Origin of the sequence: Cobetia sp. cqz5-12, assembly GCF_016495405.1 — a bacterium.
GTDB lineage: Bacteria > Pseudomonadota > Gammaproteobacteria > Pseudomonadales > Halomonadaceae > Cobetia.
The window spans coordinates 1146376-1164386 of record NZ_CP044522.1; the positions used below are offsets into that span (position 1 = coordinate 1146376).

The 18011-nt window shown below is 65.4% G+C and carries 13 protein-coding genes; 11 read left to right on the forward strand and 2 right to left on the reverse strand.

The genetic code is table 11. The features are described from left to right. The first annotated feature begins 306 nt into the window (after positions 1-306). The 8 genes from F8A90_RS04920 to sixA all read left to right on the forward strand — a co-directional run bounded on the left by F8A90_RS04920 (position 307) and on the right by sixA (position 10721). Entirely contained in the window at positions 307-1227 is a 921-nt protein-coding gene (locus tag F8A90_RS04920) for a glucosaminidase domain-containing protein (RefSeq protein WP_200019239.1), read from the forward strand. A gap of 57 nt (positions 1228-1284) precedes the next feature. Further along, complete coding sequence (locus tag F8A90_RS04925) at positions 1285-3354, forward strand: ATP-dependent helicase (RefSeq protein WP_200019240.1); 2070 nt, start codon at positions 1285-1287, stop codon at positions 3352-3354. Further along, complete coding sequence (locus tag F8A90_RS04930) at positions 3347-5026, forward strand: protein adenylyltransferase SelO (protein WP_200019241.1); 1680 nt, start codon at positions 3347-3349, stop codon at positions 5024-5026. The genes F8A90_RS04925 and F8A90_RS04930 overlap by 8 nt, the downstream gene beginning before the upstream one ends. Before the next feature lie 635 nt (positions 5027-5661). Further along, positions 5662-6879: an NAD(P) transhydrogenase subunit alpha gene (locus tag F8A90_RS04935; RefSeq protein WP_200019242.1), complete on the forward strand. Its 1218-nt coding sequence runs from the start codon at positions 5662-5664 to the stop codon at positions 6877-6879. After that, a complete protein-coding gene (locus tag F8A90_RS04940) occupies positions 6876-7202 on the forward strand; it encodes an NAD(P) transhydrogenase subunit alpha (protein WP_166019354.1) in 327 nt (108 codons plus the stop codon). Before F8A90_RS04935 ends, F8A90_RS04940 begins: the two co-directional genes overlap by 4 nt. Further along, on the forward strand, positions 7202-8590 hold the full coding sequence (locus F8A90_RS04945) for an NAD(P)(+) transhydrogenase (Re/Si-specific) subunit beta (RefSeq protein WP_200019243.1): 1389 nt from the start codon (positions 7202-7204) through the stop codon (positions 8588-8590). Before F8A90_RS04940 ends, F8A90_RS04945 begins: the two co-directional genes overlap by 1 nt. A 336-nt stretch (positions 8591-8926) precedes the next feature. After that, the gene (locus F8A90_RS04950; protein ID WP_200019244.1) at positions 8927-10054 is read left to right on the forward strand and encodes an NAD(P)H-dependent glycerol-3-phosphate dehydrogenase; all 1128 of its coding nucleotides are present in this window, start codon (positions 8927-8929) and stop codon (positions 10052-10054) included. A gap of 157 nt (positions 10055-10211) precedes the next feature. Then, the gene (gene sixA / locus F8A90_RS04955; protein WP_200019245.1) at positions 10212-10721 is read left to right on the forward strand and encodes a phosphohistidine phosphatase SixA; all 510 of its coding nucleotides are present in this window, start codon (positions 10212-10214) and stop codon (positions 10719-10721) included. 135 nt (positions 10722-10856) lie between these two features. Here the strand turns inward: sixA and F8A90_RS04960 are convergent, their stop codons facing one another. Further along, positions 10857-11807, reverse strand: a complete 951-nt coding sequence (locus F8A90_RS04960; RefSeq protein ID WP_200019246.1) for an AEC family transporter — start codon at positions 11805-11807, stop codon at positions 10857-10859. Positions 11808-11930: 123 nt separating this feature from the next. Next, on the reverse strand, positions 11931-12062 hold the full coding sequence (locus F8A90_RS17675) for a hypothetical protein (protein WP_267906754.1): 132 nt from the start codon (positions 12060-12062) through the stop codon (positions 11931-11933). 548 nt (positions 12063-12610) lie between these two features. Between F8A90_RS17675 and F8A90_RS04965 the strand changes: the two genes are divergently transcribed. From F8A90_RS04965 to F8A90_RS04975, 3 genes are read left to right on the forward strand one after another with little or no spacing between them, the layout of a single operon-like run. Beyond that, on the forward strand, positions 12611-13867 hold the full coding sequence (locus tag F8A90_RS04965) for an ABC transporter ATP-binding protein (protein WP_200019247.1): 1257 nt from the start codon (positions 12611-12613) through the stop codon (positions 13865-13867). After that, a complete protein-coding gene (locus tag F8A90_RS04970) occupies positions 13864-16539 on the forward strand; it encodes a Gldg family protein (RefSeq protein ID WP_200019248.1) in 2676 nt (891 codons plus the stop codon). The genes F8A90_RS04965 and F8A90_RS04970 overlap by 4 nt, the downstream gene beginning before the upstream one ends. Further along, positions 16539-17957: a DUF4340 domain-containing protein gene (locus F8A90_RS04975; protein ID WP_200019249.1), complete on the forward strand. Its 1419-nt coding sequence runs from the start codon at positions 16539-16541 to the stop codon at positions 17955-17957. Before F8A90_RS04970 ends, F8A90_RS04975 begins: the two co-directional genes overlap by 1 nt. Positions 17958-18011 lie beyond the last annotated feature (54 nt).

Below are 18011 nucleotides of genomic sequence, written 5' to 3' on the forward strand. Positions count from 1 at the left end.
GGGGGCGTTTGCTTCAGGGGACAACGATAGCGTCCAGTGCAGAGCAGGAAGGGCAGGAAGGCGGCAAGATAGGAAGGGAGGGGGGAGCACAGGGAGCACAGGGAGCGCGTTGCGTCAGAAGCGCGAAAAGGCAGGTATCGCCTGTGGCCTGTCAGTAACGGACGACAGGGCTTGCCGTGTCTTTCCTCGCTTGGTCAGTCGCGCCATCTTCTCGCCCACGCGTTTTTAGGGTTTCATGCAGCCTCATGAGATACGCTGATGGTATCTCGCGTCTTGCTACTGCATCCCTCTCGATGAGCGCAGCACATGACTTACCTATCTTTCTCTGCGGATTGGCTGACTGGCGGAGTGCGTGGCCTGCCGCGCCTGTCTTCGGGGGCCTTTGCGCGGCGCTCAAGGCGGCTATTGTGGTGCCTGAGCCTTGTTCATCTGAGCCCTGCTCGCCTGATCATCGCTGCCTTGCTGCTGGTGATGGGGCTGGGCTCCATGGCGCAGGCGGCACGGCTGGATGATGAGCTGCTGGCCCGTGACAGGACCCATCAGATGCCGGACCTGCGGCCCTATCCCGCGGGCAACAAGCGCAAGGTCGCATTCTTCGAGCTGATGATTCCGCTGGTGGTGGCCGAGAACCAGCGCATCGCCGAGCAGCGTGACTGGTTGCTGGCGATGCGCAAGCGCGCCGGTGATGGAGGGCGTGACTACAGCGAGCGCGAGCAGGAGCGCCTCAACGGCCTGTGTGACCAGGCCAATCTACCCTGTGACGTCACGCGCGAGGACATCGGCGTCAGCTGGACGCGCCTGCTGCTGCGCATCGATACCCTGCCACTGGACATGGTGCTGGTGCAAGCCATCGAGGAATCGGGCTGGGGGACATCGGGTCATGCCCGTGAGGCCAACAACCTGTTCGGCATGCGCTGTTTCTCACGCGGCTGCGGTATCGGGCCGCCGGGGCGCGAATATCGGCGCTTCGAGAGCCTGGAGGCCGGAATCGCCGCCTATTTCGACAATCTCAACTCCCAGCGCAGCTACGCCGAGCTACGTGAGCTGCGCGGGCGTCTGCGCAACGCGGGCCAGCCGGTGCGCGCCGAAGACCTCATCCCGACGCTGAGTGCCTACTCGACGCGGGGCAACGCCTACTTCACTACGCTCTATGATCTGTTGCGCTGGAATCGTGGCCTGATGCGTACCGTGCGTGAGCGCCTCGCGGCCAATGGCGCGCTGTCCTAGGCATGATCGCGCAGTGAAGGTCTTGCCCCCCGCGCTGACAGGGGGGATCATGCCGCCATGCATCTGAGCAACGATCAACGGCGAATTCTCGCCCATCCCTTTCCCTCGCGCCTGCGCGATCGCACGCCGGCCAACAGCGCCGAGCACAGCGATTGCGTGGTGGTGCGTGCCTGTGCCGGCAGCGGCAAGACCGTGTTGATGGTCGAGCTGGCACGTACCTATGCCGACGAGACCCTCATCTATACCTCGCTCAACCCGGCGGTGGCCGGGCGGACTGCCAGTCAGCTGCCCGCCAATGTCCAGTCGCTGTCGCTGCATCAGCTGGCGCGCCAGGCCTTGATGGAGGAGTACGGCGACAAGCTCAAGCGCCAGCCCGACATCACACGCCGCCTGGCGCCGCAGAGTCTCAGCTGGCTGGGCAGTCTTTCCAGTCAGTCACGCAGCCTGATCGCCCAGGGCCTGAACACCTTCTTCGCCGAGAGTGACGCGGTGCCGATGCCTGAGCACCTGCCTGAAGGCGTGGCACAACGGCTGAGCGCCAATGAGCTGCGCCAGCTGGTCGAGAGCATGCGACTGGTGTGGGAGTGTCTGCTGGACCCCGCTGATCATCAGCAGAGCCTGTCGTTCAACGCCTTGCTAAAGCTGTGGTCGCAGCATGGCCAGTCGCTGGAGGCCGACCTGGTGATGCTGGATGAGGCGCAGGACGCCACGCCAGCGCTGCTGGCCATGTTGCGTCGCCAGCGCTGCGACCTGCTGCTGATCGGCGACCCGCATCAGAGCCTGTCGCGTCAGGTGGAAGGCATGAGCTCGCTGGATTCGCCGCTGCTGGCCGATGCCACCGTCTATTCGCTGCCCGGCGCCTGGCGCTTCGGGCCCGCATTGGCGGCGCTGGGCACGCGGCTGGCTGCCTGTTCGCCTACCGCCCGCGAGCAGGCCATGAGCGGCCTCGGCCCGGCGACCCGTCTGGCGCTGCCCGCGGTGCGTGAGGCATTGCTGCACCCCGGCAAGCGCCATGCGGTGATCAGTGCCGGCCCGGTGGCGGCGCTGGGAGAGGCGCTGTCACTGCACCAGCGCGGCATCGCGGTGGCCTGGCTGGACGGCATCGAAGGCTATCCGCTGGCGGGACTGCTGGATCACTGGCGGCTCTGGCGCGCACATCAGATGGCCGAGCAGGGCGACAGCGCGAGTCAGCGTGAGTGGTGGCGACTGCTGCCTCCCTCCCTGACGCGGCTCGGTCAGACCCCGGCGCAGGTGCTGGGGGCTCTGACGCGTCTCGATGATCATCAGGCGCGCAGCCTGCATGAGCTGGCCTCCTGGTATGCCCAGGCGCCACTCGATCAATGGATCGGGGAGCTGCGCAAGCACGATGGCGACCTGCAGGCCGCCATTGTCAGTGCTCACTCGCGGGGCCAGTCGCTCGAGCTGCCGACGGTCATGCTGGGGACGGTGTTCCGTGCCAAGGGTCTCGAATTTGATTGCGTGGTGCTGGCCGATGATCTGGCATTGCCAAGTGAGCGCCAGCAATTGCCCAATCAGGTGCTGGTCACCAATCTCAGCTACACCGCCGCCACGCGGGCACGCCAGCTGCTGGTGCTCAATGAACGCCTGAGCCACTGGTGGCAGGCGCAGGGCGAGAGTGAGCGCTTCCCTCTGCTCGAGGCACTGCCGCAGGCATGGCTGAGCGAGTCCACGCATGGCGTCCAGGCGCCGCACCCGTGGTGGGGCAAGGCACGTCTGTCGGAGTTGGCGCTGACACCGCGCAAGCGCCTGCTGCTGCGTCGTCATGAGACGTCGCTCGAGGCCACGTCTGCCGCCGTGCCGCCCGAGGCTGGCACGCGCGATCACGCGCCAGCCTCGGGCGACCCTGCCAGTCATGCTCAGCACCTGGCTCATGATCAGCACCTGGGCCATGCCCGGGGCTCCGACGATGCCCTGCAGGCGCTCAAGCGTCAGGCACGCACCGACACGACGGCGCGCAAGCTGTATGAAATGGCCAGCAAGCTGCCGCCCGGGCGTCCGTCCGGCGGCCTGCGCAGCCTGTTGACCCCGAGTGACGCCGCCGCGTCCACTTCTTCCCCCAGCGAGTCGCCGACCCCCGGCGGCCCGACGGAGCCTCTTGATGAGTGAGTTTGCCCCTACGCCCGCCGCGCACGTGCACGACCTGGCGGCGCTGCGCTTCAACAATCGTTATGCCCGCCTGCCGGAGCACTTCTTCACGCGTGTCGCCCCAGAGCCGCGACACGGTACGCGCCTTGCCGATGTGAGTCCTGACTGCGCCCGTCTGCTGGGGCTGGAGGTGGCCTTGACTGCTGATGCCTCCAGCGCAGAGGCGCTCGAGCAGCTGCGCCTCTTGATGGCCGGTGAGCAGTTGCTGCCGGGCATGGACGCACTGGCCCAGAAATACACTGGCCATCAGTTCGGTCACTACAATCCGCAGCTCGGCGACGGGCGAGGCATTCTGCTCGGCGAGATTGAGACCGGCCACGGCAAGACCTTCGATCTGCATCTCAAGGGTGCCGGGCGTACGCCTTACTCGCGCTTCGGCGATGGTCAGGCGGTGGTGCGCTCCAGCGTGCGCGAGTATCTGGCCAGCGAGTACATGGCGGCGCTGGGCATTCCCACCAGCCGCGCGCTGGCACTGGCGGTGAATGCCGAGCGGGTTCAGCGCGAGACCGTCGAGCCTGGTGCTACCGTGTTGCGCGTCTGTGAGAGCCACCTGCGCTTCGGGCACTTCGAGTGGTTGGCCCACTCCGGTCGGCATGAAGACCTCAAGACACTGATCGATCACGCCCTGCGGGAGCACTTCCCCGAGTGCCTGCCCGAGACGTCGGATGAGGCTTCCGGCATGGGCGCCATCGGCCGCGAGCCGCTGGACGAAGAGACACGCATCACCGCCGCGCTGGCCATGTTCGAGACAGTGATCACTCGCACCGCGAGACTTATCGCGGCCTGGCAGGCCTACGGCTTCGTGCATGCGGTGATGAATACCGACAACATGTCGCTGCTGGGGCTGACCTTCGATTACGGGCCCTACGCCTTCCTCGACGGCTATGAAGAGAATCTGGTACCGAATCATACCGATCAGGCCGGGCGCTATGGTTTCGCCCAGCAGCCGGGCATCGGGCTATGGAATCTGGAGCGTCTGGGGATCGCGCTGTCGCCGCTGATCGATGTCGAAGCGCTCTCCGCCGCGCTGGGCGCCTATGAGGGCGAGTTGCAGCGTGAATATGCCCGCCTGATGCGTGCGCGTCTCGGGTTGCCGGATGCGCGCGATGAGGACATGACGCTGGTACAGCAGTGGCGAGAGCTTCTGGCGGCCGGCAAGGTCGACCACACCCATGCCTACCGTCTGCTCAGTCATTGGGATGTCACGCAGCCCGCGCCGGAAACGCTGGTCGTGCGTCTGGCGGGTGAGCGTGGGCCGCATGGCAACTCGGCCCGGGCGCGCGAGGAAGCCTCGGCGTGGCTCGAGCGCTATCAGGCGCGCGTCATGGCCATCGGGCTTTCCGCCGAGGATGAGCGCCAGCGACGTCTGACCATGCTCGGTTGCAATCCGCTCTATGCGCCGCGCACGCATCTGCTGCTGGAGGTGATCGCACGGGTCGAGCAGGGTGATGACACGACACTCAAGGCCTTGCGTCAGCGTCTGACGGCGCCTTTCTTCCGCCCCGAGGAGGGCAGTCTTGAGGCGGCGCTGGCGCTGGGGCAGGCGCAGGGCGTCGCGGCCGAACTCGTCGATGACTGGACACGGCCACCGGCGGCGAATGCCGCGCCGATCTGCATGAGTTGCTCTTCCTGAGCCGCTCTAGCTGATCAACTCCTCCAGAGCGGCTTACATGGAGGGGCCTGAACTGCTGTGCTGACAGCGCAAGCCATGGACTAACATCCGCTTTGTGCAATGCGGGAATCACGCGCTGACACTCAAGTCATCGTCATGAAAATGGGATACTGCTGCGGCGGTATCCCATTTTTCATGGCAGGCACTGTCACAGCCATAAGCTCGAGATTATGCGATGCATAACACAAAGCTGAGCTATTCTTGGTGAGGTGCCTTTTGTAAACTCATTGAAAATCAGTGACTTGGTAGTGTCGCAAAGCGTCTGCCAGCATAAGGCGGCTGTTATGGCATCCATAACGATAGCTTTATGCTTGATTTTATTGCTTTTTTTGCAATGCAGCGCTTGACCCTGATGCACCGACAAGAAAAGACTGATGCTGGACACTCATCGTGTCGCGGGTGATGTCAGGCCTTCTGGCCATGCGTGAGTCACGGCTTGCGATTCAGGCAAGTCTCACCTGTGACAGGCAATAACGTCGCTGAAAGCGCCTCCGGCAGGCAGGATGGCGCGAATCAGCGCTCAACAGGAACGACGCCATGAACCTTTCAAGGCTGGCAGCCTCAGGCATGAACACGGACGTGAAACGAGGTGCGCGATGCTGAATATTCTAGTCGTGCGCGAGATGCGTGCACCGGACCTGGTGACACCCGACGAGGGCGTGAGCAGCACACTGGCGCGCGGGGAATGCCGCGTCGCGCTGGACCCGGTGACGGCCGGCAAGCTCGCGCGTCATCTGGACAGCAGCGTCAGTGACACCAGCGATGCCATCGTGCACGTGGAGAGCGGTGCCGGACGCCACGCGCACTTCGACGATGCGGCCTACGCCGCCCAGGCCGGGGTGGCGGTCGTCGCCGAGGCCGATATCGCGGCGGCGCGTGCCGCGGCGGATCTCGTGCTGTGCGTGCGCACGCCCAGCGAGTCACAGATCAGTGAGTTCCGTGAGGGCGCGGTGGTGGTGGCATTGATGACGCCATACCAGAACCCGCAGCTCATCACCAAGCTTGCCAGTCAGGGGCTGACCAGCCTGTGCATGGAATTCGTGCCGCGTATCTCGCGCGCCCAGAGCATGGATGCCCTGTCCTCGCAGGCGGGTGTCGCGGGCTATCACGCCGCGCTGCTGGCGGCCAACGAATCCTCGGTGTTCTTCCCGATGCTGACGACTGCCGCCGGTACCGTGCGTCCGGCGCGTGTCGTGGTGGTCGGGGCTGGTGTCGCGGGGCTGCAGGCCATCGCCACCGCCAAGCGTCTCGGTGCCCAGGTGTGGGCTTATGATATCCGCGCCGCCGCGCGTGAGCAGGTCGAATCGCTGGGCGCCAAGATGATCGATACCGGCGTCGATGCCTCCGGCGAGGGCGGTTACGCTCGTGAGCTGACCGATGACGAGCGCGTCCAGCAGGCCGAGGCGCTGGCCCGTCACATGGGCGATGCGCATGTGGTGATCTCCACCGCCGCGATCCCGGGACGTCCGTCACCGCGCATCATCAGCCGCGAGATGGTCGAGGGAATGAAGCCCGGCGCCGTGCTGGTCGACCTCGCCGCTGAAGGCGGTGGCAACTGTGAGCTGACCGAGCCCGGCAAGCGTGTCGAGCACGCCGGCGTCACGGTACTCGGTCCGTTGGACATGGCCTCGAGCCTGGCGGTCAATGCCAGCGAGATGTACGCCAAGAACCTCTTCAACCTGCTGACCCCCTTCATGAAGGATGGCGAACTGACGCTGGACTTCGAGGATGCGGTGCTCGGCCCGATGCGTCTGACCGATGGCGGCCGCATCACCCACGATGACGTACGCGCTCGCGCGGAGGACGCCGCATGATCGAAGGACTTTCTGCCGTATACATCCTGATGCTGGCGGCCTTCGTCGGCTACGAGGTCATCTCGCGCGTGCCGGTGATTCTGCACACGCCCCTGATGTCCGGTTCCAACTTCATCCACGGCATCGTGCTGGTGGGCGCGATGATCGCCCTCGGTCAGGCCGAGACCGGCATGCAGCAGTTCATCGGCTTCATCGCCGTGCTGCTGGGGGCGGGCAACGCCGTCGGCGGCTATGTGGTCACCGAACGCATGCTGGAAATGTTCAAGACCAGTGATCGCAGCAAGGGCGCTGCCAATGGCATCAACGACAAGGAGGCTCGCTGATGAACTGGCTGGTCGAAACAGGGTATTTCGCGGCGGCGGTGGTCTTCATCCTCGGCCTCAAGCGCATGTCACATCCTTCCACGGCACGCAGCGGCATCCATTGGGCCGGTATCGCGATGGTCGTGGCCACGCTGCTGACCTTCCTGCATCCGCAGATTGATGGCCGTTATGGCCTGATGCTGCTGGCCATCGTGATCGGTGGCGGCATCGCCTGGTACTCCGGCAACAAGGTCGAGATGACCGACATGCCGCAGATGATCGCCATCTACAACGGCATGGGCGGCGGTGCGGCAGCGGCGATCGCCGCGGTCGAGCTGATGCGCATGAGTGACAACCCGGCACTGATCGAGCAGCACGGCTCGCTGGCGCTGTGGCTGGGTGTACTCGGGGCGATGATCGGTGCGGTGGCCTTCTCTGGTTCCATCGTGGCCTGGGCCAAGCTGGATGGGCGCCTCAAGAAGACGTTCAACTTCCCGAGTCAGCAGCTGATCAACATGATCGTGCTGGGCCTGACGGTCTATCTGGGCATCGTGATCGCGGCGGTGGAGCCGTCAAGCTCGCTGGTGCTGGTGTTCTTCGCACTCGCGTTGCTGTTCGGTGCGATGCTGGCACTGCCCATCGGTGGCGCCGACATGCCGGTGATCATCTCGCTGTTCAATGCGCTGACCGGCCTTGCGGTGGCGATGGAAGGCTTCGTGCTCGGCAATGCCGCGATGATCATCGCCGGTACTGTCGTCGGAGCGGCCGGTACGCTGCTGACCCAGCTGATGGCCAAGGCCATGAATCGCCCGATCCGCAACGTGCTGTTCAAGCAGTTCGGTGGCGCCTCCGGTGTCGAGCAGGGCGAGATCGAGGGCAGCATGAAGGCTTCCGATCCGATGGACGCCGCCGTGCAGCTGGCCTTCGCCGAGCGCGTCATCATCGTGCCGGGCTACGGCATGGCGGTGGCACAGGCGCAGCACAAGGTCTGGGAGATGGTCGAGCTGCTGGGTGAGCGTGGCGTCGAAGTGCGCTTCGCGATCCACCCGGTCGCCGGTCGCATGCCGGGTCACATGAACGTGCTGCTGGCGGAAGCCGGCGTGCCCTACGACATGATCGCGGACCTGGATGAGATCAACAACGACTTCGAGACTACCGACGTGACGCTGGTCATCGGTGCCAATGACGTGGTCAATCCGGTCGCCAAGAACGACGCCTCAAGCCCGCTGTACGGCATGCCGATCCTCAACGCCGACCAGTCACGCAACGTGCTGGTGATCAAGCGCGGTCAGGGGTCAGGCTTCTCCGGGGTCGAGAACCACCTGTTCTATCTTGACCACACGCGCATGGTGTATGGCGATGGTCAGAAGGTGGTCGGCGACATGATCACGGCCCTCAAGACGCTGTGATCTGACGCCTCGGCGTGATGGGACAAGTCTGTCGCCATCATGCCAGTGCTGAACAGACCGGCAATTTCTGCGCCTCAGGGGGCAGGAATTGCCGGTTTTTTTGTTTATATCGAGAGTTCATGCAGGTCGCTTGTTGATGCATATCGATCGTAAATACCGGTCGATGACTCATGTCGGTCGATTGCGCGCGAGGCGCGCATGGCAGTCGCGTCACGCGGGCGCAGCCCCTGCGTTGGCCACGAAGCCTGCGCGGACATCTCTTGTTCAGCATTCTCTGACAAACTATGAGTACAATGCCTGCCATTCACTGAGCACATCGTCATCCAAGGAGTCAGCATGTCTGCCACTACCCCTTCACCTCGTCGGGCCATTCGTGATCGCGAGGTAAGCGAAACGACCCCTCAGGCGGTGGGACTCAATGTCTGCGTGCTGGGTGGCGGCAGCTTCGGGACCGCGATCGCCTCGATTGCCGCCGACAATGGCGCCAGCGTCACCCAGTGGATGCGTGATGCCAGCCAGGCCGAGGAGGTCAACACCCAGCACCGCAATTCCGGCTATCTGCCGGGCTTCGAGATCAATGCTTCGGTGCGTGCTACCACCGACATGGCCGATGCACTGGCCGAGGCCGAGCTGGTCTGCGTGGCGATTCCCTCCAAGGCCTTCCGCACGGTGGTCCGCCAGGCGCGCGCTCATCTGCGTGACGGGCAGATTCTGGTGGCCACCACCAAGGGCATCGAGAGCGAAGGCTTCACCCTGATGAGCGAGGTGCTGGAGCAGGAAACCGGCTTCACGCATATCGGCGTGCTGTCTGGCCCCAATCTGGCGGCCGAGATCGCCCAGCGGCAGCTGACGGCCACGGTGATCGCCTCCGACGACGCCTATACCCGCGCCCGCGTGCAGACGGCATTCGGCTGCGACTATTTCCGGGTCTACGCCAGCAATGACCGCTATGGCGTCGAGCTGGGCGGGGCGCTGAAGAACATCTACGCCATCGCGGCCGGCATGGCCGCGGCCCTTGGCATGGGCGAGAACACCCGCGCCATGCTGATGACCCGCGCGCTGGCCGAGATGAGTCGCTTCGCCGTGGCCAAGGGCGCCAATCCGATGACCTTCCTCGGCCTTGCCGGCGTGGGCGATCTGATCGTGACCTGCTCCTCGCCGCTGTCGCGCAACTATCGGGTCGGCTACGCGCTGGGAGAAGGGCGCACCCTCGACCAGGCGGTCGAGGTGCTGGGCCAGGTCGCCGAGGGTGTCAACACCGTACGATTGGTGCAGGATGAATCCGAGCGGCTGGGCATCTACATGCCGCTGGTCAGTGGCATGGCCAAGGTGCTGTTCGAGAATGTCGATCCGCATCACATGGCCCGCGCGCTGATGGGCGGTGAGCAATCCAGCGATGTGGAATTCGTGCTGTCGCGTGAGTCGGTGCAGCAGGCGCGGCAGTTGGAACCCGACGGCTCCTGAGGACTCATAGCAGGTAGCGGGTGATGGAGCCTGTCTCGCCATCCCCTTGTCTGGCTCGTGCAACGCTCCGGTTGGCGAGTCCCTGGTCATCGGCCGCAGCGACAGAGCGAGTCATGAAGCGCTTGCGCTGCGGCAGTCATCCTTTCAGGAGAATGTCATGAGTGTACTGATCATGCGTCACGGTGAGGCCCAGGCCGGCACGCCGGACCCCAGCCGCGAATTGAGCGAACAAGGCCGCGAAGAGGCGCGCCGCATCGGCTGCTGGTTGGCCCATCAGCTGCCCGCCGAGCGTCGTGCGCGTCTGACGCTGGTCGTCAGTCCGTTCACCCGCGCCCAGCAGACCGCTCAGGAAATCTCCTCGGCGTTGGAGCTGAGTGGTGAGCAGCAGACCACGCTCGAGATCATCACCCCGGACGACCCGCTGACGCCGGTGCTCGACTGGCTGCAGACCCATGTGCCGCCCACTTCTGAAGAGCGTGAGCCGCGCGACTGGTTGATCATCAGCCACAATCCGCTGGTCTCGAACCTGGCCAGCGCCCTGGTCGATGGCCCCGGCAGCACCCAGCTAGCCTTTGCCACCGCAAGCCTCGCCTGGCTGGATGCCGATGTCTGGGCCGCTGGCCTGGCGGATCTGCACCAGTTCGTGAGCCCGGCGGAACTGACCTAAGTCACGCACCGCTGTCATGCACCCCAACGAAACGCCCCCGCCAGTCTGCACTGGCGGGGGCGTTTCGTTGGGGCGTGTTTGCGTGGCGTGTCGTCTTCTGGATCAGACCGCTGCTGCTTGATCAGACCGCTGTTGCTAGACCAGGCCGCTCAGCTTGAGCACGAAGATGCCTGCCGTAATCGTGATGCCCGCCATCAGGGTGCTGATGGCGATGATATTGGCGGCCAGACGGTCATTGCCGCCCATCGCCCGCACCATCACGAAGCTAGCCGCCGCCGTCGGTGAGGCGAAGAACAGGAACAGCACCCCGAGTTCGGTGCCGCGAAAGCCCAGCAGCACGGCGACGGTGGTCGCCAGCAGCGGCACGCTGATCATCTTCATCAGGCTGGCACTGATGGCCAGCTTGCGGCCTTCACGCAGTGAGCGCATCGACAGAGTGCCGCCGATGCAGATCAACGCCAGCGGCAGCGTCATGCGCGCGAAGTAGTCGCCAGAGGTCTCCAGCCACTCGGGCAACTGCCAGCTGAAGGCCGCGAAGGGCAGGGCGGCCAGCACGCCGAGAATCAACGGGTTGGTGATGATGCCGCGCGCGATGCCACTCCAGCTGGTGCGGCCATCGCCGAGATAGCTCGACAGCACCACCACCGACAACATGTTGTAGGACAGGATGACGACGCCCATCAGGATGCCGCCCATAGAGAGGCCGAGATCGCCATAGAGATTGGCGGCCAGTGCCAGCCCGACGATGGCGCAGTTGCCACGAAACGAGCCCTGTACCACCTCGCCGCGCTCCGTTCTCGACACGCGCAGGATCGCCCAGCCCCACAGCAGCAGGAAGGTGCCCAGTGTCGCCAGCGCGAAGTAGGTCAGCATGCCCGGGCGCAGGGCGTGATCCAGGTCCGCACGCACGATGGAGAGGAAGACCAGCGCCGGCATGGTGCCCTTGAACACCAGCGATGAGGCGGTGCCGATGAAGGTGTCATCGATCCAGCCGAGGCGTTTGAGGCCCAGGCCCAGAAATACCATCGCGAAGACCGGAACGGTGACGTTCAGGGTCGCGACGAACAGCGCCAGCATGTCGTTCATGAAGTAGTCTCGCTCATTTCCGCCCTTGTCCTGTGAGTGTTGCGGTCTGTCTGGTGAGGCTTTTGGTCAGCGCCTGACGAGCGTTGCGCGACCGCCCATCGTGAACTGCCGCGGCGGCCTGGCTCAGGCCAGCCAGAAGCCCGTGATCAAGGCCGCGGCCAGCAAGGCCCAGAACAGGCCGTTGCGCAGGCGGGTATCGCGACGCGGCTTGGAAGACGGCGAGGAAGTAGCGGACTGCTTGTCATGCTTGGGCATCGAGGGGTCCTGTCCAGCAAGGTGAAATGTTGGCTCAGCGAATGAAGGCTCAGCGGGAGAAGGCTCAACGTATGATGGCTCTGGCGGGCAGACGGCCAGCCAGCAGGCGCTCTGACAACAGCGCGTACCTGTCATCCGCCCAGCATATCAGGCTTTCCTTAGACTTAGGGATAGTCGTTCAGCTCGGGCATCAGCCCCGGTGCTAGTTCCGCTATCAGCTCTGGTATCAGCTCCGCTATCAGGTCGCGTTGATCGCATGCCGCCAACCAGGGGCGCGGGCGGGCGTAGTGATCGAGAATACAGGCGCCGAGACCTGCCTTGAGGGCCGGCAAAGGGCGGAATAGACGCCATAACCGCGCGAGTGGCGACTGCGCGCGCACTCCTGCTTGGCGAGCGCAGGCTGTCCGCTTACCCTGTGCGCTGCATTGTCATCTGTCACGGTTATCTGCCGGTGCCACGATCATCTTCCGGCCTCATGATCACCTGCCGGAACCATGAGCCCCGGCAGCGCATTGCCCCTATCAAGAAAAGTACAAGGAGCGGGTATCTTGCAGGACCCATACACGACCTCTGCGTCATCCTCTACCGCGACTCTCTCTGGCGCGATGTCCTCTTCTGCGACCAATTCTGCTGCGACCAACTCTGCTGCCACTCCTGCGGGCGCGTCTGCCGAGCCTTCCGCTTCATCAGCGTTGTTGGTCAGTCGTGGGCTCGGACGTCAATTCGGCCAGCAACAGGCAGTCACCGGACTGACCTTCACGGCCTCGCGTGGCGAGGTCATCGGTCTGCTGGGTCCCAATGGCGCCGGCAAGACCACCAGTCTGCGCATGCTGGCGGGCACGCTCGCTGCGACCCAGGGCCAACTGGAGCTGGAGGGGGAAGCCTTCGATGGTCGCGCCAGTCAGCGCCAGCTCAATCGCCTCAAGCGTCGCATCGGCTATCTGCCGGAGGGCGCGCCCCTGTGGCCGCAGCTGACGGTGCGCGAGAGCCTCGAGTGCGTCGCGGGTCTGCATGGGTTATCGCGCAAGGTGCGTAATGATCGCCTTTCGGCCTTGATGGACCGCCTAGATATCACGCCCTTCGCCAACCAATTGTGCGGCGTGTTATCCAAAGGCTATCGACGTCGCGTGGCGCTGGCGATGGCGTTGACCCATGATCCGGACATCCTGCTGCTCGATGAGCCCACCGATGGGCTGGACCCGCTGCAGAAGGACAGCGTGCGCGCCTTCATACGCGAGCTGGGGCGCGAGCGACTGATCATCGTTTCCACCCACCTGCTGGAGGAAGTGCCTCGCATCTGTGATCGCGTGCTGGTCATGGCCAATGGTCAGCTGGGCTTCGATGACACGCCGGAGGCGCTGGCCGCTACCTCCGTCAGCGAAGGCATTCTGGGCGGCAGTCGTTCGCGCTATGGCGCGGGGTATGGGGCGAGTTCCAGCCTGCCGGTATGGCGAGTGACGCTGAGCCGGGCCCTGAGCGAGCGCGAGCTGGCCAGTGTCTCGCGCCTGCCGGGCGTGGCAGCCATCACGCCCGTCAAGCCCGGTGATGCCATGGCGCGTGACAAGTCACCGCTGGTGGTCTCGACCGGCGCCGTGCTGCGCCTGGCGGGGCGTCTCCACCAGGACCCGCGACCCGCGCTGGCACGCTGGTGCAGCTACATGGAAATCCGCCTTGATGAATGCGTCCACGAACGGGGCGATATCGAGGTCGCGTTCCGCCAGCTGGTGGCGCGCATGGCACAGCAGCCCTCGCCGCTGCCGATGCGCAAGCAGACACCGCGCGCAGATCAGGAGGTGTCGTCATGAGGGCCGTTCTCGCGCTGGTCCGCCGTGACCTGTATCAGGCACTGACACAGGGCGCCAGCTGGTCGCTGCTGGTGGTGATGGCGGTGCTGGCCCCACTGGGGGCCTTCGAGGTGGGTGATCTGCTGGCACGTGATCGCGCCGACCTGGGCTCGCTGTGGCAGGTGTTGCCCTGGCTGCTGGTGCTGTGGACACCGCTGCTGGCGCTGCGCGGCTGGCCGGAAGAGCGCGCCAACGGCCTGCTCGAATGGCTGTCCGGCCTCGGGCTGGGGTCGTGGCGACTGGCCAGCGCACGCCTGATCAGTGCCAGCGTGCTGGGCTGGCTGGGGCTTGCGATGACGGCGCCGCTGGTGGTGCTGATCCATTGGCTGGGCACGCCGGATCTCGGCCTGATGCTCAGCGGCTATCTGGGCATGGCGCTGCTGGTGATGGCGTTGGCCAGTCTCGGTCAGGCGCTGGCGGTGCGCGCGCCTTCTGCGCTGTCGGCATGGCTCGGGGCGCTGGTACTGGGCCTGGCGCTGATGCTGCCGGGCACACCCGCGGTGACGAGCCAGCTGGCTCAGCATCTGGCGCCGCACTGGGTGCAGCTGCTCGATCTGATCAGTTTGCCGGCGCATCTGACGCCTTTCAGTGAAGGCCGGCCGACCTGGCTCGATGCCAGCTACTTCCTGCTGCTGACCCTGGCCGGGCTGGTGCTGCAGGCGCGCGGCCTCAGTCAGGAGCGCCATGCACGCAAGCAGGCGCCACAGTGGCTGGTCACGGCGGCGCTGGCGGCTGCGGTCACCGCGTTATTGCTGGCCGGCGTGCGCCTGCCGCCGCTGCTGACGGCCGACGGCCAAAATCCGCTCACCCGCGCGCATGATCTGACCGCCACGCGCCAGCACAGCCTGAGCCCCGCCAGTCGTGCGGTGCTCGGTGGCCTCGAGGCACCGGTGACGCTGACCTTCGCCTACAGCGAACGCTTCGCCGCCGATCTGCCGCAGCTGCGTGAACTGGCGACACGGATCGAGACGCGTCTGGCCGCCTTCGCGCGTGAGCCGCAGATACGTCTCAAGCGTGTCGACCCTGCGCCGGACAGTACCGACTTCGCGGATCTCGAAGCGCAGGGCCTGACCGCGTTGTCATTGCCGGGCGGCGAAGAGATGCTGTTCGGGTTGGTGGTGGATGGCCCCTACGCCGAACGCCGCGCCATCCCGCTGCTCAAGGCGGCGGATATCGGCGGGCTGGAAGCGCAGGTGACACGCCAGATCCAGGAAGTCTCGCGCACCGAGCCGCCGCGCCTGGGCGTCATCTCGAGTTTACCTGTGATGGGTCAGCCCAGCCTGGAGCAGGGCAGGGCGCTGGGCAGCTGGGGCCTGATGGAGCACCTCAATGCACGCCTGCGCATCGACTGGCTGTCGGCCGGTGATGATGCCGCGCGCCCGATCGCCGATCAGGATGCATTGCTGGTGATCGCGCCGCGGCTGTTGCCGGTCAAGACGCTGGAAGCCATCACGGCTTATCTGGATCGTGGCGGTCGGGTATTGATGCTGGTGGACCCACTACCCGAAATGCTCGATCAGCCGGCGCCGGCTTCCGAGGCGCTCACGACCTTGCTGGCGCGCGCCGGACTTGAATCACGCGCGGGCGAGGTGGTGGCGGACGCGCAGCTGGCCTTGCCGATCGGCTTGCTGGACGGCACCCGTGCCTTGAGCCCGACGCTGCTCGGGCTAAGCGCTGCACAGCTGTCGGACGCCGCGCTCAACCTCAATGTCGAGCAACTGGTGATGTCCAGCGCTGGCTGGTTGGCGCCGCTCCCTGATGCGGTAGAAGCCTCACCGAAAGGCCCGGAAGCGCAAGACGTGTCATTGCAGTGGCTGATTCATGCCAGCGATGTGGCGCGGCTGATTCCGGCAGCACGAGTCCATGACAGCCGCATGGACCCGCGTCCGCTGTCAGGGTTGGCGGGGGAAACACCGTCGGCGGGCGGGCTGGCCGTGCTGGCGCAGTGGCCGGCGGCTGGCGCCAAGGGCGGCCAGTTGCTGGTGGTCAGCGATGTCGACATGGCCAGTGACCGTCTGTGGCGGCGCACGGCAGCGGATGGCAGCGAGCAGGCCCTCAATGCCAATGCGCGCTGGCTGGAAAATGCCGTGGACCTGCTGGCAGGCAGCCCCGAGCTGGTCGCCCTGCGCGCGCGTGCTCATCAGGTGCGCGAGCTGACGCGGCTGCACCAATTGGCCGATCGTCAGGCCGCCGAGGAGACACGGCTGCGCAATGACTGGCAGACGCGTCTGAGTGCGCTCGGTGCGACGCCGGTGTCTGGCAAGGCCGAAGCCGCCCAGCAAAGCGACGCCTTGACGGCGATGCAGCATGACTTCGAGGAAGCGCTGTCACGTCAACAGCGTGAAGCGAATGCCGAGCGTGATGCCCTGCGCCGCGAGCTGCGCCTATGGACGCTGCTGGCCTTGCCGGTGGCGTTGAGCCTGCTCGGCGAGCTGATCTGCTGGCGTCGCTATCGTGCCAGCCGTCGCGCGGGCTATCAGTCGACAGGGCGTCTGTCGGGCCACGGTCAGCCCAGCGGAAAGCGCAGCGCAGAACGTAATGGACAGCGCAATGAACAGCACAGCGCTCGCTCTACCGGTGCCAAGCCTGCGCGGACGACGCCGAGCGATACTACCCAGTCAGGAGGTGAGTGATGGGGCGCTTCAATCGGGCTGGATGGGCACTGACGGCGCTGGTCTCCGTGGCCGCGGTGACGGCGCTTGCCGCTGGGCCGTCACTGCTGGAATCGCTGCGCTCAGGCCCCGTCACGGACGGGGCAGGCCCTGCGCAGTGGCCCAGAGAGGTGCTGATGAGCGAGTCGCTGATGAGTCAGGCGCTGACGACAGTGGCCGCGGGTCAGTCAGGCGTCTTGCAGCCCTTGCCGCTGCTGTCGCAGGTGGCCGCCTCGGCACAGCGGATCGGTATTCGACGTGGCGCAGAGGCCAGCCAGGACTGGTTGAGTCTGGCGCGTGGGCCGGCAGGCGACTGGCAGATCACCTCATTGGCCGGCTGGCCTGCCCGCCAGGGCAAGGTGGAGGCGCTGGTGAGTCAGCTGGGCGAGGCACGATTGCGCACGCGCAAGCCGGCCACGGACAAGGCACTTGAAGCGCTGGGTTTCAGCGCGCAGTCACCGCTGCTGAACGTGAAGGGCAATGGCGCTCAGGTGAGTCTGCAACTGGGCGCCAGGCCCGCGGCGGCAACACAGCTGAGCGGTGTGGGCAGTGCTGAATTGGCAGGGCGTTACGTGCGGTGGGTGCCGTCGCCCTCGGACGTGAAAGGTTCCCCCGCCATGACTGGTGTGAATGGCGTAAGTGGCGCGAATGGCGCACCGGTATGGGAGCTGACGCGCGATATCGGGTTGCCGGATTGGCGCGGCGGCATGGCGCCCAGCGAGGTACTGGATGTCATCCGGCTGCGCAGTGACGCTGCGGTGTACAAGCCGCTGAGTCGCATGGACATCTCGCTGGCGGCGTCTGCTCTTTCGGCTTCTGCCCGAGACGCGTCAGTACCGCAAGCGCCGCTGGTGCGAGGCCTGGCACCTGACAGCGACGCTGCCCATGAGATTCTCGCTGCGCTGTCGCCGCTGACCCAGAATGACCTGCGCCCCCGTGACTCCACGCCTGAAAGCGGCGATGAGAACGTCGTCGAGAGCGGCGCAGCCCCGCAGGGTGGCTGGCAGCCCGCCGTGACGCTGACCCTCAACTGGTCGCGCCCCTCGCTCTATTACCGTCAGCATGAGCAGCTCAAGGATCGCACCCAGCTGGTGCTGGCCATCGCGGCGGGCAGCAAGCCCTGGGCGCGGCTGACCCTCTCCGGCAAGGGGTGGCCACCTGAACTGGTCGCACGCTTGAATGCCGTCGAGATTCAGGTCAATGCTGCGCTGCGCGATCATCTGCTGGCGCTGGGCGCGAGGGCGTTGCAAGACGAACCCGTTGAGCTCACCGCTGGCGCGATTCAGGCGGCGCTGGCGGTCAGTCGTGCATTGGCGTTGCCTGAAGCGGGAGCGGAAGTCGCCGAGCCGAGTACGGAAACAGGCGCTGCGCTGGTGCCGGTGGGCATGGAAGGGGAGTGAGATGCAGCATGGGCCAAAGGGAGGAGTGGCGCCCATGGGGTGGGGCTGGCATGC

Bases quoted from the DNA above. Each gene is read 5' to 3' on its own strand.
- F8A90_RS04920 (WP_200019239.1), top strand. From the start codon at position 307: ATGACTTACCTATCTTTCTCTGCGGATTGGCTGACTGGCGGAGTGCGT.
- F8A90_RS04925 (WP_200019240.1), top strand. From the start codon at position 1,285: ATGCATCTGAGCAACGATCAACGGCGAATTCTCGCCCATCCCTTTCCC.
- F8A90_RS04930 (WP_200019241.1), top strand. From the start codon at position 3,347: ATGAGTGAGTTTGCCCCTACGCCCGCCGCGCACGTGCACGACCTGGCG.
- F8A90_RS04935 (WP_200019242.1), top strand. From the start codon at position 5,662: ATGCTGAATATTCTAGTCGTGCGCGAGATGCGTGCACCGGACCTGGTG.
- F8A90_RS04940 (WP_166019354.1), top strand. From the start codon at position 6,876: ATGATCGAAGGACTTTCTGCCGTATACATCCTGATGCTGGCGGCCTTC.
- F8A90_RS04945 (WP_200019243.1), top strand. From the start codon at position 7,202: ATGAACTGGCTGGTCGAAACAGGGTATTTCGCGGCGGCGGTGGTCTTC.
- F8A90_RS04950 (WP_200019244.1), top strand. From the start codon at position 8,927: ATGTCTGCCACTACCCCTTCACCTCGTCGGGCCATTCGTGATCGCGAG.
- sixA (WP_200019245.1), top strand. From the start codon at position 10,212: ATGAGTGTACTGATCATGCGTCACGGTGAGGCCCAGGCCGGCACGCCG.
- F8A90_RS04960 (WP_200019246.1), bottom strand. From the start codon at position 11,807: ATGAACGACATGCTGGCGCTGTTCGTCGCGACCCTGAACGTCACCGTT.
- F8A90_RS17675 (WP_267906754.1), bottom strand. From the start codon at position 12,062: ATGCCCAAGCATGACAAGCAGTCCGCTACTTCCTCGCCGTCTTCCAAG.
- F8A90_RS04970 (WP_200019248.1), top strand. From the start codon at position 13,864: ATGAGGGCCGTTCTCGCGCTGGTCCGCCGTGACCTGTATCAGGCACTG.
- F8A90_RS04975 (WP_200019249.1), top strand. From the start codon at position 16,539: ATGGGGCGCTTCAATCGGGCTGGATGGGCACTGACGGCGCTGGTCTCC.